The organism is Pontibacter lucknowensis (genome assembly GCF_900156415.1).
In the GTDB taxonomy this organism is placed as follows: Bacteria; Bacteroidota; Bacteroidia; order Cytophagales; family Hymenobacteraceae; genus Pontibacter; species Pontibacter lucknowensis.
Window position 1 is genome coordinate 93,105 of the sequence record NZ_FTNM01000003.1, and the last position, 15,855, is coordinate 108,959.

A 15,855-nucleotide genomic window follows, 5' to 3' on the forward strand; every position below is an offset into this window, starting at 1 on the left:
TAATTGATAATAATATCAGCATCGCCTTTAGCTTCGTACAATGGCAGATGAATCAGGAAGAGCTGACTTTTAAAATAATTGGGTGTGCCATGAAAGTTCATCGAACTCTAGGCAACGGATTTCAGGAGGTGATTTATCAACGATGCCTGGCAATCGAACTTCTGGCTGCAGGTATAGGTTTTGAGCGGGAAAAGGAGCAAGCCATATTCTACAATGGCATTGAGGTTGGTAGCCGCAGAGCAGATTTTATTGTGGAAGATAGCATTGTAATTGAACTAAAAGCTCTTATCGAGCTAGAAGATGTACACTTAGCGCAAGCCAAGAATTACGTTGTTGCTTATAACCTCCCGGTCGGTCTGCTAATCAATTTTGGAGCAACCAGCCTTCAGTATAAGAAAGTGTATAAGAACAAGGTAAAACCATCGTAGTTTTTAATATTTACGATGAACAATTATCAGCCTCTTTCTGGCAAACTAATAATAATCTTTCTGTTTATTTATCAATCCTGAAAATCCTAAAATCCTGTAAATCCTGATTCAGACAAATTTTAAATATTAACTCATGAAAAACTATTTACAAATCAGCCTCTTGCTTTTATTCCTGGGCATATTCAGTGCCTGCAACTCCGGCTCCGCTACTTCTGATCAGCAGATCGAGGAGATAGAGACCGCTACGGAAGTGACCACGGTATACCTGGTGCGACATGCTGAAAAGGATACCACGGAAGCGTCTAACGAAGATCCGGAGCTGACAGAGGCGGGGCATGCCCGTGCCGAGGCCCTGCGTGCTTTACTGGAAGGGCAGGAGGTAGACGCCCTGTACGCGACGAAGTACATGCGCACCGGTCAGACGCTTTATCCGCTGGCGCAGGAACGAAACATCGAGGTGGTGCAGTATGAAGGTCATGATTTTGAAGGCCTGAAGGAGCGCATTCTGCAAAAGCATCGCGGGCAGACGGTTGTGGTAGCCGGACACTCCAATACGCTCCTGCCGATCATTGAGGCATTCGGTGCGCAAAAGCCCTTCGAGGAGATTGCAGACAGCCAGTATCGCTATCTGTTCAAACTGACGGTGCGTCCGGATAATACGGCGACTGTAGAAGTGACAGAGTTCGGGGCTTAGCGCTCAGGACAGCACCCTGGTTTTGCAGATGCGGTCGTGAAAGAGGCGGGAGTAGGAAGTGACTGAAGTCCCTGTCAATGCCTGCAAGAGCAGCACAAAGATGCTTACTGGCTTGAGCAGGTAGCGGAGGCTGGCGCGTCGGAACGAAATGCGGTCGCCGCTATGCCCCACGACGCGAAGCCCCAGCAGGTGCTTGCCGATGGAGCCCTGCCAGGCAGCACTTTCGGCGCCAGCAAAGTACAACCAGCCCAGCAGGATATGCAGCAGGCGCTCCGATTTAAACAGCAGAGCCTCCTCGTTGCTGCTGAAGGTAAAGTACTCGATCAGGCCGATAATGGAAATCAGAAAGAGTGAGTCCAGGCAAAAAGCGAGTACCCGCGTACCCAGCTGGGCTTCGAGCAGGTCTGATTTCGCTTTTTGGTAAGACAGTTGCATACGTAATACATGGTAAAGGCACCTTAACACAGGGTGCTTTTACTTTATACTACATACATGCAAGTGGGTTGCAGTATTTTGGTTAATATTAGAATTTTTAAAAGAGCGGAATTTGTGTAGCAGTTCGCAGGGCACCTTCATGTCGCAGCAGCCACTCTTTTCGCCAAAGGCCACCCGCATAACCGGTCAGACTTCCGTCGCTGCCGATCACCCGGTGGCAGGGCACCGCAATGCAGATCGGGTTACGACCGTTCGCAGCTCCCACCGCACGTATGGCTTTCTCACCCGAAACAGCCCTTGACACAGCCAGGTAACTGGTGGTTTTGCCATGCGGTATACCTTGCAGTTCCTGCCATACCTGCTTCTGGAAGGCGGTGCCTGCAGGGGCGAGTACCAGGTCAAAATCCTGACGTTCGCCTGCAAAATACTCTTCCAACTGCTGTGCGCAAGCCTGCAGACAAGTTGGTATCGATGATTCCGGAAGAGCAGGTATAGCCTCCTCTTCCTCAAACCTGATCTCACTTATACCTTGCTCGGTGCCACTAATGCGTAAAAGACCCAGCGGACTTTTGATATAAGTTGTGTAAGTGATTTCCTGCATAAGACTGTTTGCTGTCATACCTGCAAGTTAACTTTTTCACACCTCTTTCACCACGTTTATACCACGTCATTCTGAACTTCTGACAGCAACTTCAACAATAATTTCAGGCTATCCGCTAATCCAGATCTCTCCTTTCGTCGAGATGATAACAAGCTCCCGCTACTCTCCCTACTTCTTAGCAACAGCCCCTGGTGGGCTATAGCGCTCTACCTTGTTGTTTTTTGGCTCCACAGACATCAGGTATTTATAGATGGCGCGCAGGTCCTCTTCTTTCATGCCGGCATACATGGCCCAGGGCATTATCGTGTTGAAGGCGTCGGGCTCCAGTTTTGCGGCAGTGGCCTCGGGTGCTTCATAGTTCTTAAAGCGTTGCACAAAGGCGTCTTCAGTCCAGTTGCCTATACCTGTCTGCTTATCAGGTGTGATGTTGAGAGAGCGCAGCACGGCTCCGTTCGGGAAATTGAATTCAAAACCACCCGCCAGGTACTTGCCTTCAATGGGAGCTCCTTTTTCCTGCGGCGTATGGCAGTCGGCACAGGCCGCGATGGAAAGCAGGTACTTGCCGCGCAGCACTTCGCTTGTTAAGCTGCGCTCATCCGTAGGCGTAGGACTGCCGGAGGGGATAGTACGTAGAATCAGGTTCATCGGGAAGTCCGGATCGCCCTTCGGCACCTTGTGTTTGATAGGATCAAGGGTGCGGATATACGAAATGATGGCGTACACATCATTGGTGCTCATGCTGGCATAGGACTTATAGGGCATCACCGGGAAGAGCGGATCGCCGTTGCGGCTGACACCGGTCGTGATGGCGCGGTAGATCTCGCCGTCGGTCCAGTTGCCTATACCAGTTTCCTTGTCGGGTGTGATGTTGCGGGCATAGAACGTGCCGGGGAAGCCCATGGAGTGGTCAAATACATCACCTCCCTTGCCATAGGTGCCTTCAACGATCGGCCCGGAGAAGCGGGAGAAGTCGCGGGTCGAGTGGCAGTCGATGCAAACCGCCACATGATTGGCCAGGTATGCTCCCCGCTCCACCATCTCCGGTGTTTTATCGATCGTGATGACCGGTGCCGCATCTACCTTCGGGAAGGTATAGCGCAGGTATACAATACCCGCTGCCGCCACCACTGCCAGCGCCACAAGCAGTATACCGATGATTTTAAATGCTTTTTTCATAATCGTGAGAAGTATGAGGTTTAGAGATTAGGATCAGGTTAGACTATAAACCGTAATATTTTAAATAAATATTTTTATAATCAAGAGGTGATGTAGCTTTGATTATATATTTTTAGTGCATCGCTGTTTTCAGGAAGCAGAAGTGAAATATATTTGAGTAGAATCCTGAACTATGTTGTTGTATTAAATGTATGTACATATATTTGTAGGAGGGGTGATCTTGTCTGATTCTCTACATAGGGCCCCTACCCCAAGGATTTACAGAATTTAAGGATTTACAGGATTAATTTATAGATACCCTCGCTCGCGTCCCGCGAGTGTGTGCTATTTAGCGGACTCCGGCCGCTTTGTGAGGTATAGGATTCCCCAACTATCCCTCAAGTTTGAGCGAAGCGGTAACTTGCGGCATGGGTGGATAAGGAAGTTGAATCCGGCATATGCGAGAATCCTGTTAATCCGTGGGGGTAGGGGCCCTCTTTAATCCTGCAAATCTTGATTCAGATAATTTTCAGGAGGAGCAGGTTAATACCAACAACGAAACAACAGAAAATGAAAATAGAAGAAGAAATTAAGCAGTCGGTATTCAGGAGCCCGCACCAGAAGGCCTATATCAACCTGGTGTATACCGCCGGGTGGGTGGAGCAGCAGCAGAGTGGGCAGTTCAAGCCATTTGGCGTAAGTTTGCCGCAGTACAATATTTTGCGTATCCTGCGTGGACAATACCCGAAGCCCGCTACCGTTAGCATGCTGATCGAACGGATGCTCGACAAGACTTCCAACGCTTCCCGCATCGTGGATAAGCTGGTTGCCAAAGAGTTGGTGACCCGCCAGCAGTGCCCGAACGACCGGCGTACCGTAGATGTGCTGATCACCGACAAAGGCCTGGACTTGCTCAGGCAGATGGACGAGCTGGAAGGAGGAAAGGGAACAGGCATTACCAACCTCTCAGATGAAGAGGCGCTGCAACTAAGCAAACTGCTGGATAAAGTAAGAAGCTGAAATCCCCTCCTTGGAGGGGCTAGGGGTGGGTTAATCGTGCACCCAACAATTATCAACTCGATCATTAAACCATTTTAAAAATAAAACATCCAACCACTTAAAAATCAATAAATCAACACATGAAAAAGACCGCTATTCTGGCATCATTCGCAGCTGCGCTGATGCTATCTGCCTTCACCGGCACCTCCCACACCGATCTGAATGCAACAGAAGTGGCTGCTCCTGCCAAAGGACGAACTTTTGCTGTTGAGACGAGCGCCAGCGAAGTAAACTGGAACGCCAAAAAAGTGACAGGCGAGCATTATGGCAAGATCTCTCTGAAAAGTGGTCAGCTGCAGGTAGATAAGAACCGCGTGACCGGTGGCACCTTTGAATTTGACATGAGTTCGATCACAGTGGAAGACATCAAGGATGCCGGTATGAACGGTAAATTAGTAGGTCACCTCAAGTCGGATGATTTCTTCGGTGTAGACAAGCACCCAGGCGCTACTTTTGTGATCACTGAAACTACCCCAATCGCAAAAGCCGCCGCTGGCCAGCCGAATTACAACGTAAAAGGCAACCTGACCATCAAAGGCATCACCAACCCGGTTAGCTTCCCTGCCACCATCACCGTGAAAGACGGCGTAGCCACTGCCAAAGCTGATGTGACGGTGGACCGCACTAAATACGACATCCGCTACCGCTCCAGCAATTTCTTCGAGAACCTGGGTGACAAAGCGATCTATGATGAGTTTACTGTGAGTTTCAATGTAAAGGCAAAGCAGACGAATAGTTAATAGGTATAACCTCAGGATTTAGCAAAGCTCTCCTCTGTGAAAGAGGAGAGCTTTTTTTGTATATGTGCTTATGCAGGTATAGCAACCAGTATTGTTTTATAGCTTGCCCTGGCCGGGCGGGCCTCACTTTTTGTCTTGACACAAAAAGTAAGCAAAAAAGTCAAGACGATTTTAAACTCGCTGACCGCTCAAACACAAAATCGTCAAGAGCGCACTTGGCTCAGGTGATCTGTTTTATAGCTGGAAGGGCAAGTTAGTCTTGTTATACCTGCCAGCGGTGCGTGCTGTTACAGAACCTACAGCGCTTATACCTGTGAAGAGGCAGTAATAGAAAAGTCCCCCTTCGAAGGGGGCAGGGGGATGACAATCGTTCCCAATTCCCCTCTGGGGGAAGGGAACCTCTTAAATCCTGTAAATTCCTAGGGCAGGGGTCCTATGTGCAGATTCAAACAAAATAATCTGAACTATGTTTGTACAATAAATGTATATACATTAAATTTGTAACTCAAATTCAGAAAACTATTATTATCTAAATTAGAATCACATGAAAAAGACAGCAATCCTTGCTTCTATGGCCGCAGCGCTTTTCTTTACTGCCTGCACCGACAGCAACACTGCAACTGAAAACACAACTGCCGTAACTACTGAAGCTACTGCTACAGCTGAAGGCGATGCGTATGCCGTAGATCCTGCTGCCAGCGAGCTGACCTGGAACGGTAAAAAAGTAGGTGGCGAGCACTCTGGTAACATCAGCCTGCAAGGCGGTGAACTGGTAGTAGCGGACGACCAGGTAGTAGGTGGTGAGTTTACCATCGACATGGCCTCTATCACAAACACTGACATCGAAGATGCCAAGTACAACAGCGACCTGGTAGGTCACCTGAAGTCGGACGATTTCTTCGGTGTAGAGCAGCACCCGACTGCTAACTTCAAAATCAACCGCATCAGCCCGATTGCCGATGCTGCTGCCGGTCAGCCAAACTATAACGTAGAAGGCGACCTGACTATCAAAGGTAAGACCAACCCGGTTAGCTTCCCGGCTACGATCAACGTTACGAACGGCACAGCCACTGCCAAAGCCGATGTGATCGTTGACCGTGCAAAATACGACGTACGCTACGGTTCTAAGAGCTTCTTCGATGACCTGGGCGACAAAGTAATCGACGATAACTTCACGGTAAGCCTGGATCTTACGGCCAAGAAGTAATTGATATTACCTCCCCCAAGTAGGTAAACTCCTCCCAAGCCCTCCCCTGTTTTTAGGGGAGGGCTTTTTGTTTTTACTTTTGTCATCTCGACGATAGGAGAGATCTGAACCTTATAAGAAACAATAATACCGCAAGTTTCCGTTGCACTCAAACTTGTGGCATAAAAAGAAAGTCCTCCTTGGGGGTAGGGGGCCTCGACAGAGAAGGGGGCAGGGGGATGACGCATTATTAGGATAGTACTTATGCACGATTCGGACAGGTCGCGACCTGTCCCTACGATGAAACGGTAATTTGAAAATTGATTAACTTGCATGCAATTAAAACCCACCACACCATGGCACCCAAAGCACTTTACGCTCTATTATTTCTATTCCTGATCTCCATTACTTCCTGCCAGACTGAAAAACAGCCCGATGCGCAGCAGATCGTGGATCAGGCGATTGAGGCGCATGGTGGTGAGCGCTTTTTGAAGAGTGCGATCAGCTTTGAGTTCCGGGACAGGCAGTACCGGGCTTTGCGCGATGGTGGGGTATTTGTGTACAGCCGTACTTTTGCAGACTCCACCGGGCAGGAGGTGCGCGATGTGTGGCGTAACAGCGGCTTTACCCGCACGGTGAATGGTGCAGAGGTAGACCTTCCTGAAGAAAAACAGAAAGCCTATACCGCTTCCGTTAACTCCGTGATTTACTTTGCCCTGCTGCCTTACGCCCTTAACGACGAGGCTGTGCAGAAAGAATACCTGGGCGAAAGCACCATCAAAGGCGAGCCTTACCACAAGGTGCGTGTCACCTTTGCCCAGGAAGGCGGTGGGGAAGGTTACCAGGATGTCTACATTTACTGGTTCCACCAACAGCGCCACACCATGGACTACCTGGCCTACTCTTTCCAGGAAAACGACGGCGGCACCCGCTTCCGCGAAGCCATCAACCCCCGCACCATCGGCGGCATCTTATTCCAGGATTATAACAACTATACCTTAAAAGACGAGACTATTCCGCTGGAAGCCTATGACCAGGCCTTCGAAGCAGGGCAAATGGAGAAAGTCTCTGAGATTGTGCTAGAGGAAATTGAGGTGAAAGAGATAGAAAGCCTGTAGGGACAGGTCGCGACCTGTCCAATCGTGCAAGGAGAGTCCCCCTTGGGGGTAGGGGCCCTCGACAAAGAAGGGGGCAGGGGGATGACATTCGTGCATCACACTCACTCACCCATCAACAAAACCTTCCACGCCGCCAGCACCTGGTGGTCATCAAGCAGCTTTTTACCCAGTTTCTCAAGTTCTGCACGTAACTGCGCTTTATCATGCACGTACTTGCTCAAGGTATAGCTAACCAGCGGATCAGATTTAAATGCCTCCACTTCCTCAGCAGTAGGGATTACTTCTGTATTTCCCAGGCGAGCCAGGTGGTTTCCAGTCAATAACTTACTGTTTCGAATAAAATCAGGTATCTGGTCCACCCCAACTCCTTTGTTACGCACTGGCTTAGGAAGCTCGAATATGGAGTCACCGTTTGCTCGCAGGTAATAGTCACCACCCATACGTGCGACGGCATCCAGTTTATAAGGATCAATTTTGCCTTCTTCGTTCAGTATATTTTCATTTACATGAATCAGCAGCACCTCACAGATCACCAGGTTGCCAGCACCGCCATCCGGCCCGAGGCTGATCACCTCATTCACCCGGCATTCCATGGCAACAGGCGCTTCCTTCACCCACGGGGCCTTCACCATCACCGATGGTTCCGGCGTCAGACCTGACTTGATAAACTCGTTAATGCCCTTGTCATACTCCGTGCTGGCTAGCGACATTTGCTCCACAATATCATAGTTGCAGATGTTGATTACCACCTCCCGGGTCGTCTCCACATTCTCCAGGGTATGCTTGCTCGTATTGTCACGCACGCGGCGGGCAGGGGAGAAGACCACGATCGGCGGCTTGGCGCTGAACACATTAAAGAAACTGAAAGGGCTCAGGTTCACATTTCCCTTCTCATCCACCGTGCTGGCAAAGGCGATCGGCCGCGGCGCAATCGCCCCCAGCAATAATGCGTGCACTTCCGCCGTTTTGGTTTCCTTCGGGTTTATCGTTTTCATGGTGTAGCGGGTTATAATGGTGGGCTGCAAGTTAATAATAATAAGCCATTCTTAAATTTGAGCAGTTTACTAGGCTTTACTAAAAACATTGCATTTTACTTCCTAAATTTGATCAAAATACGCAAGTTTGCAGATTGAACAATACGTTGATCAAACAAACTTATGCTATTCAATTCCTTCGAGTTCCTGCTGTTCTTTCCGACCGTGGTTGGGCTCTACTTCCTGCTGCCTTACCGCTTCCGTTGGCTCCTGCTGCTTGTTGCCAGCTACACCTTCTATATGTTCTGGCGGGTGGACTACGCCATCATCTTGGTCATCTCCACCCTGATCGACTACACCTGTGGCATCATGATGGACCGCTACCCGGAGGAGGAGCGGGAGCGGCGCAAGCCCTGGCTGTGGCTGAGCCTGCTCTCCAACCTGGGTATTCTCTTCACCTTCAAGTACTACAACTTCTTCAACGGCGCTGCCTCTGATCTGGCCGATCTGATGGGGGTGAGCTACGCGGCGCCCGCCTTCGAGCTGCTGCTGCCCATGGGTATCTCCTTCTATACCTTCCAGACGATGAGCTACTCGATCGACGTGTACTACGGCAGGATCAAGGCGGAGAAGCACCTGGGCATCTTTGCGCTCTTCGTGACGTTCTTTCCGCAGCTGGTGGCGGGTCCTATCGAGCGGGCGGGCAACCTGCTGGGCCAGCTCAGGCAGAAGCACGACTTTGATTATGATAGGGTTACAAGCGGGCTTAAGCTAATGGCTTGGGGGCTGTTCAAAAAAGTGGTCGTGGCAGACCGCTTGGCACCAATGGTGAATACGGTCTACAACAATCCGACAGAATATGAAGGCATACCGTTAATCACTGCCACCGTGTTCTTCGCCTTCCAGATCTACTGCGACTTCTCGGGCTACTCGGACATGGCCATCGGGGCGGCTCGGGTGATGGGCTTTGACCTGATGGAGAACTTCCGCAGACCCTATTTCTCTAAATCCATCAAGGAGTTTTGGGGCCGCTGGCACATCTCCCTCTCCACCTGGTTCAGGGATTACCTCTACATCCCGCTCGGAGGCAACCGGGTGGTGAAGTGGCGTTGGTACTACAACATCTTCGTGGTGTTCCTGGTGAGCGGCTTCTGGCACGGGGCTAACTGGACTTTTTTGGTGTGGGGTGCTCTACACGGTATTTATCAGGTGTTCGGAGAGGTGACTAAAGATCAGCGTAACGGGTTAGCAAAAAGATTTGGATTGACGAAGGCATCGAGCATGGAAAGTATCTTGCAGATGGTAACTACCTTCACTGTGGTTTGCCTGGCTTGGGTGTTCTTTAGAGCCAACACGATTGGGGATGCCTGGTACATTTCTACTCACATGTTTACAGGTTTAGAAGAATCAGTGAGAACAATAGTATTTAACATAGAAGGATTAAGGGAAGAATGGCTCATTCTAGGGAGGTCAACTATATTTTTCGCGCTAGGCATACTAGCTATTATGGTTTTACTAGTAATTGATTGGTTTAGGGAAAAGAATATGAATATTTCACTGGAAGTGCTTCCGTCATCGATAAGAGTTTTTGCTTATGGAGCTGTGATAGCATTTATCCTGCTATTCGGAAGATTCGATGAAACAGAGTTTATATATTTTCAATTTTAAAATATGAAAAAGTTATTCATTAGAATTCTTCTTGTATTTTCTGCTTTCGTAATTATATACCTAGGTGCACTTACTCTATTACTTATTTTAGGCCACGTAAATAAACTCCCTAATGCAAAATATAAAGTAGGTGGCTATGGGTATACTTTGCTTCGACTGGATGAAGCAAAAAAAGTGAAAGAATTAGATGTGTTAATTTTGGGGTCTTCACACGTGTATCGAGCGTTCGATACACGGATTTTAGAAAAACATGGTTTTAAATCATTCAACTATGGAACTTCAGCCCAACCGCCGTATGTGACATACTTTCTTTTAAGGGATTTTCTTAAGCGAGAAAAACCCAAACATATTGTAATGGATCTTTATTGGTCAATGTTACAAAAAACTGGAGTAGAAGCTGGTGTAGATATAATATCAAATTCAGAGATAAATGAAACTGCAATAGATATTGCAAGAGAGAGTGATGACATCATGTTGTATAATACACTTTTGATAAGTTATATAAGGCAGCTTTACAAACCTATTTCTACTGATGAGCAAAAAGATTTTAAAAATGACCAATATGTTCAGAATGGGTTTGTAGAATCATTTATAAAACAAAATGCAGATGATTCATTAAAACTTGCATCATTAAAGAAAATCACTTTCAAGCCTGCGGATATACAGGTTAATTCTGTCAAGAAAATTGTAAAGCTTTGTAAGGAGAATAATATTGACTTGACATTCGTTGTAACTCCTGTCACGAGAGAAAAAAAAGAGACTGTTTTGAATTATAATGAATATAGTCGATTCATAAATCAGTTAGCACAAGAGAATAATATTAGATTAATAGATTATAACCAAAGACCAGACTTAGAACTAAATTCACAAACTGATTTTTATGATGCTAGTCACCTAAATCAATCTGGAGTTGTTAAGTTTAATAAAGTTTTCATTAATGACTTTATCAAGTTATATAATGGAAAGTTAGCTAATAGCGACAAATAAATGATATTTAATGTGAACGAAGTTATATTAAATTTTAATAATTTAAGTCTCCGAATACTATTGTCACTAAGATAATTTATCTAATTAAATTTCTAAAAATCTGTATTCATAAACATTTTACGTAATTTTGCTTTCTGGCAAACTTATGTATTTGCCTTTGGACGCTTAATTTGCTTTGCTGGCGAGAGCCTTAGCAAACATGTTTACCTGTATGAAAATTAAACTGGCACTTTTTCTAAGTCTTCTCTTTTTCGCTTCTTGCAACTCGCTCCGTACCCGGAATATTGTTTATTTGAGTGACCTCGAGCAACAGGCTCTCATAACTGAGCCTGTTGAAATGAAACGCTTGTCTATAAAGCCTGGTGATCTCCTAACAATAGAGGTCCTTACGCCAAACCGCGAAACCAATATGATGTTCAGTAGAGGATTAATAGATGATGAAGGTGTAGGTGGCGGGGGTAATCAGATGCGGCAGGGTGGCAGGGGAAGTGAGTACCTTGTGGATACGAAAGGAACAATAGATTTTCCTGTATTGGGAAATTTAAAGGTACAAGGCCTGACAACGGAACAAATACGAGATAGCGTCCTGTTGCAGGTTCAGGAGTATGTTCAAGACCCTATCGTAAAGGTAAGACTTCAGAATTTTAGATTTACGATGCTGGGTGAAGGAGGGAATAGAATTATTGAAGTACCAGGGGACAATGAAGATGTGAATTTGTTAGAAGGCTTTGCTATGGCAGGTGGTATTTCCGTGTATGGCAAAATGGAAAAGGTGCTCATAATTCGTGAAGAAAACGGTGTCAGAACAATGGCAAGGGTTAATCTAAATAAAAAAGAAACGTTGTATTCTCCCTACTTCTATCTGCAGCAGAACGATATAGTTTACGTTGAACCTACAAATGCAAAGGTTTCTGGTACAAGTTTTATCAGAAGGAACTGGGGATTTGCAGCTGGATTAATATCATCTGCTTTCGTGTTGTATAGATTATTGTAATTTCTTAGATTTTCCCTATGTCTGATTTGGAGTTCAATGATTCGCAAAACGAGTCAATTGATTTAAAAGGCTTAGTACTAAAGTATCTCAAATACTGGTATCTGTTTATTTTAGGTGTAATAATCAGCTTTGCTGTCGTTCACGTTTATTTACGATATACAATTCCAGTTTATAAAATAAGAGCGAGTATTCTTATTAAAGATGAGTCTGTAGGAGAAGGACCTAGTACACAGGCATTAGGCGAATTGGCTTTTTTTCGCACTACTAACTCTTTGTCAAATGAACTTTTAATATTAAAGTCAGTTGGCTTGATGGAGCGCGTCCTCACTGAATTGGATTATCAAACTTCATTTTACAGCGTAGGTCGGTTTAAGACGACAGAACTGTATGGTAAAGAGCTTCCACTTAAGATAATAATATCTAACCTTGACTCAGCAACTATCGGTAAAAGTTTTATAGTGCATAACAAAGATGGACAATTTTATGACCTGTATCGTGGAGAGAATAAGATTGGGAGTCATCGGTATGGTGAAAAACTAAACATGTATGGGTCCTCTTTCACCATAATAGCGGATACAGACGTTGCTGCCAATAGAAGGATCTCTGTTAAGTTCAATGATATAAGAAAATTGGCAAATCATTACAGCGGCAAGTTAAACATTAAAAGTATCAACAGTGCCTCGTCAGTGATGGAAATTAGTATGAATGATGCCGTGCCTGCTAAAGGTAAAGATGTAATTAACAAACTGATTGAAGTCTATAACAGGGAAGGTATCGAAGATAAAAATCAAGTGATTGCCAACACCATTAAGTTTATAGATGAAAGGCTTATATACTTGACTAAGGAACTAGATGCAGTAGAACAGGACGTTGAAGAATATAAGCGAAAAAATAAACCAGTAGCTATCCCATCATACTCAGGGCTTTATTCAGGTACGGTAAATGAGTTTAGCAAACAACTTATCAGTACAGAAATTGAGTTAGAGGTACTCAAGTCAATTGAAAAGTATATAAGTAATGAAGAGACTAAGTTCGAGGCTGTTCCTACTACGTTAGGGGTAGGAGATGGAACACTTTCTAACTTAATAGGAAGTTTTAATCAATTACAGTCCCAGAGGCAATCCATGCTACGCAGTGTTAAACCAGGAAGTCCCTTGGTTCAAAACGCAGAAAGTCAGCTTGAAAGCCTGAGAACGAATATTTTAGAGACTATTAAGAACCTTCGGGAAAATATACTGCTACTTAGAAAAAATTACCAAGCGAATATAGATCGCTATGAAAATCAGCTTATCGAACTTCCTTCTATGGAGCGGGATCTGTTGAAAATTAACAGGCAACAAGGAATTAAGGAAGGGCTGTACTTATACCTATTACGGAAACGAGAAGAAGCTGCAATTTCTCAAGCAGTGACAGTTTCAAATTCAAGAGTAGTAGACAAAGCTTCAGCAAGTGGCACTCCAATCGAGCCGCAACCAAGTACTCTATATTTGTATGCTTTAATTGCAGGGTTAGCCATACCTTTTGCGGGACTTTTCTTAAAGGATATGCTTAATGATACGGTTCAAGAATCAAGGGATGTCGAAAAATCAACCTTAACGCCAATCTTAGGTGAAATTGCACATAATGATACCGGGAATCTGCTTGTGGTCAACCAAGAAAGCCGTAGTACCAGTGCTGAGTTGTTTAGATTATTGCGGGCAAATTTTCAGTTTGCTGCTGGAGGTAAAGAGAATAAAGTCATACTAATAACTTCCAGTATGAGCGGTGAAGGAAAGACTTTCTTTAGCTTAAACTTAGCGGCAAGCTTGGTAATGACAGGAAAAAAAGTCATTGTATTAGGTTTTGACTTACGTAAACCTAAATTAACGCAAGGTGTAAATCTTCCCAATAATATTGGAATTACCAATTACCTTATCTCCGATAATGTACAAATTGACGACCTAATTCAGTTTGCTCCGGATCTGCCAGAACTTGCTATTATTGGTTCCGGGCCTATTCCACCTAATCCAGCCGAACTAATGTTGCTACCTAAAATCGGGGTGCTGATCGACGAACTGAAAGCTGGTTTTGACTATATTATTATTGATTCTTCCCCGATCGGGCAGGTAGCAGATTCATTGGCACTAGCACCATACATTGATTCCAGCTTGTACATTGTGCGCTATAATTATACAAGCAAAAAGCAATTGCAAATTATTGATGACCTTTATAGGTCACGCAAGCTAAAGCATCCGATGATTGTGCTGAACGATGCTAAAAAGAATAACAGCTATGGCTACTCTTATGGCTACGGATACGGCTATGGTAATTATTATGAGGAAGAGAAAAAAAGCATTGGGAGCAGGATTAGGAAGTTAGTGAAGTAAACCACCCTTGACTCTCCTGAGAACAGGAAGAAAGAATGGATAGAGCTAACGTGGAAATAAATGTGTGGGGATAGGTCATGCTGTCCGAATGGTGTAGTATAATTTGGAACAATAAAAACAAATATAAAAGACATGCCACAATATATGACAACAGACATAGAGGATGCTAAGATTGCTGTAATCGGCTTAGGCTATGTTGGCCTGCCATTAGCGGTGGAATTTGCAAAGCAATTCCCTACTGTTGGTTTTGATATTAATGAAACTCGTGTTCGCGAGCTGAACAACGGGCACGACCGTACCTTAGAGGTAGAAGACGAAATCCTGAAAGCTGTATTGGAGAGTGAGATAAATGATAAAGGGCTCTATTGCTCGAATAAACTGAGCGATATTGAACATTGTAATTATTACATTGTAACAGTACCAACACCAGTAGATAAAAACAATCGTCCAGACCTAACTCCGCTGTACAAAGCAAGTGAAACAGTTGGTAAAGTACTTAAGCCTGGAGATATTGTAGTGTATGAGTCAACAGTCTACCCCGGCGTAACCGAAGAAGAGTGTGTACCGGTGCTGGAGCGTATGTCTGGGCTAAAATTTAACCATGATTTCTTTGCTGGATATTCGCCAGAACGCATCAATCCGGGAGACAAAGAGCATACAGTGTCGAAAATACTAAAAATAACTTCCGGTTCTAATCCTGAGACTGCTGAGAAAGTAGATCAGCTATATCGTTCCGTTATTACAGCTGGTACGCATAAAGCGACCTCCATCAAGGTGGCAGAAGCAGCTAAGGTGATAGAGAATGCGCAGCGCGACATCAATATCGCCTTTGTCAATGAGCTGGCCAAGATTTTCAACCGGTTAGGGATTGATACAGATGAAGTTTTAGAGGCTGCTGGGACTAAGTGGAACTTCCTCAAGTTTAAGCCAGGTTTAGTGGGCGGGCACTGCATAGGCGTAGACCCCTATTACTTGGCCCAGAAAGCGCAGGAGGCTGGCTACCACCCTGAAATCATTTTGGCCGGTCGTCGACTGAACGATGGCATGGGCGAGTATGTTGCCCATGAGGTAATCAAGCTAATGGTGAAGAAGGACATTCCAGTAAAGGGAGCTAATATACTGGTACTAGGTATCACCTTTAAAGAGAATTGCCCGGACGTACGCAACACCAAGGTAGTGGATATTCTACACACTCTGAAAGACTACGATACGAACATCACTATCTACGACCCATGGGCCGAGCCAGCCGAGGTGAAGCATGAATATGGGTGGGACTCTGTGAAAGAACTTAACGGAACTACTGACTGTGACGCTATCATCTTAGCCGTATCTCACAATGAATTCAAGTCATTAGATATAAACAAGCTCTGCAAAGAAAAAGCTGTGATATACGATGTTAAGGGAGCATTGCCAAAAGAACTTTCCGACGGTAGGCTTTAATGTTATTACT

15 protein-coding genes are annotated in these 15,855 nt (G+C 45.3%); 11 read left to right on the forward strand and 4 right to left on the reverse strand.

The features are described from left to right. The first annotated feature begins 47 nt into the window (after positions 1-47). On the forward strand, positions 48-428 hold the full coding sequence (locus BW972_RS11240) for a GxxExxY protein (RefSeq protein WP_076422201.1): 381 nt from the start codon (positions 48-50) through the stop codon (positions 426-428). 133 nt (positions 429-561) lie between these two features. After that, positions 562-1,122 (forward strand): SixA phosphatase family protein, encoded by a 561-nt coding sequence (locus BW972_RS11245; RefSeq protein ID WP_007657696.1) that lies wholly within the window; start codon positions 562-564, stop codon positions 1,120-1,122. Between the two features lie 3 nt (positions 1,123-1,125). On the opposite strand, the gene BW972_RS11250 is transcribed toward BW972_RS11245, so the two are convergent. From BW972_RS11250 to BW972_RS11260, 3 genes are all read right to left on the reverse strand, one after another. After that, entirely contained in the window at positions 1,126-1,557 is a 432-nt protein-coding gene (locus tag BW972_RS11250; RefSeq protein WP_076422202.1) for an RDD family protein, read from the reverse strand. Between the two features lie 97 nt (positions 1,558-1,654). Next, the gene (locus BW972_RS11255; RefSeq protein WP_083674153.1) at positions 1,655-2,176 is read right to left on the reverse strand and encodes a methylated-DNA--[protein]-cysteine S-methyltransferase; all 522 of its coding nucleotides are present in this window, start codon (positions 2,174-2,176) and stop codon (positions 1,655-1,657) included. A 150-nt stretch (positions 2,177-2,326) separates the two neighbouring features. After that, complete coding sequence (locus BW972_RS11260) at positions 2,327-3,334, reverse strand: c-type cytochrome (RefSeq protein ID WP_076422203.1); 1,008 nt, start codon at positions 3,332-3,334, stop codon at positions 2,327-2,329. A gap of 549 nt (positions 3,335-3,883) precedes the next feature. On the opposite strand from BW972_RS11260, the gene BW972_RS11265 reads away from it, so the two are divergent. From BW972_RS11265 to BW972_RS11280, 4 genes are all read left to right on the forward strand, one after another. Beyond that, positions 3,884-4,333 (forward strand): MarR family winged helix-turn-helix transcriptional regulator, encoded by a 450-nt coding sequence (locus BW972_RS11265; RefSeq protein ID WP_076422204.1) that lies wholly within the window; start codon positions 3,884-3,886, stop codon positions 4,331-4,333. Between the two features lie 119 nt (positions 4,334-4,452). Continuing rightward, positions 4,453-5,112, forward strand: a complete 660-nt coding sequence (locus tag BW972_RS11270; RefSeq protein WP_076422205.1) for a YceI family protein — start codon at positions 4,453-4,455, stop codon at positions 5,110-5,112. Positions 5,113-5,656: 544 nt separating this feature from the next. Further along, positions 5,657-6,319, forward strand: coding sequence for a YceI family protein (locus BW972_RS11275; RefSeq protein WP_040574285.1), 663 nt, complete (start codon positions 5,657-5,659; stop codon positions 6,317-6,319). A 335-nt stretch (positions 6,320-6,654) separates the two neighbouring features. Beyond that, the gene (locus tag BW972_RS11280; RefSeq protein WP_076422206.1) at positions 6,655-7,416 is read left to right on the forward strand and encodes a DUF6503 family protein; all 762 of its coding nucleotides are present in this window, start codon (positions 6,655-6,657) and stop codon (positions 7,414-7,416) included. A 101-nt stretch (positions 7,417-7,517) separates the two neighbouring features. On the opposite strand, the gene BW972_RS11285 is transcribed toward BW972_RS11280, so the two are convergent. Beyond that, the gene (locus BW972_RS11285) at positions 7,518-8,411 is read right to left on the reverse strand and encodes a flavin reductase family protein (protein WP_076422207.1); all 894 of its coding nucleotides are present in this window, start codon (positions 8,409-8,411) and stop codon (positions 7,518-7,520) included. Positions 8,412-8,573: 162 nt separating this feature from the next. Here BW972_RS11285 and BW972_RS11290 point away from each other — a divergent pair, with 162 nt between their 5' ends. From BW972_RS11290 to BW972_RS11310, 5 genes are all read left to right on the forward strand, one after another. Beyond that, entirely contained in the window at positions 8,574-10,058 is a 1,485-nt protein-coding gene (locus tag BW972_RS11290; RefSeq protein ID WP_076422208.1) for an MBOAT family O-acyltransferase, read from the forward strand. Between the two features lie 3 nt (positions 10,059-10,061). Next, entirely contained in the window at positions 10,062-11,045 is a 984-nt protein-coding gene (locus BW972_RS11295) for a DUF1574 family protein (protein WP_076422209.1), read from the forward strand. Between the two features lie 211 nt (positions 11,046-11,256). Next, the gene (locus tag BW972_RS11300; protein WP_076422210.1) at positions 11,257-12,039 is read left to right on the forward strand and encodes a polysaccharide biosynthesis/export family protein; all 783 of its coding nucleotides are present in this window, start codon (positions 11,257-11,259) and stop codon (positions 12,037-12,039) included. A gap of 17 nt (positions 12,040-12,056) precedes the next feature. Continuing rightward, entirely contained in the window at positions 12,057-14,405 is a 2,349-nt protein-coding gene (locus BW972_RS11305; RefSeq protein WP_076422211.1) for a GumC family protein, read from the forward strand. Positions 14,406-14,549: 144 nt separating this feature from the next. Next, complete coding sequence (locus BW972_RS11310) at positions 14,550-15,845, forward strand: nucleotide sugar dehydrogenase (RefSeq protein ID WP_076422212.1); 1,296 nt, start codon at positions 14,550-14,552, stop codon at positions 15,843-15,845. Positions 15,846-15,855: the final 10 nt, after the last annotated feature.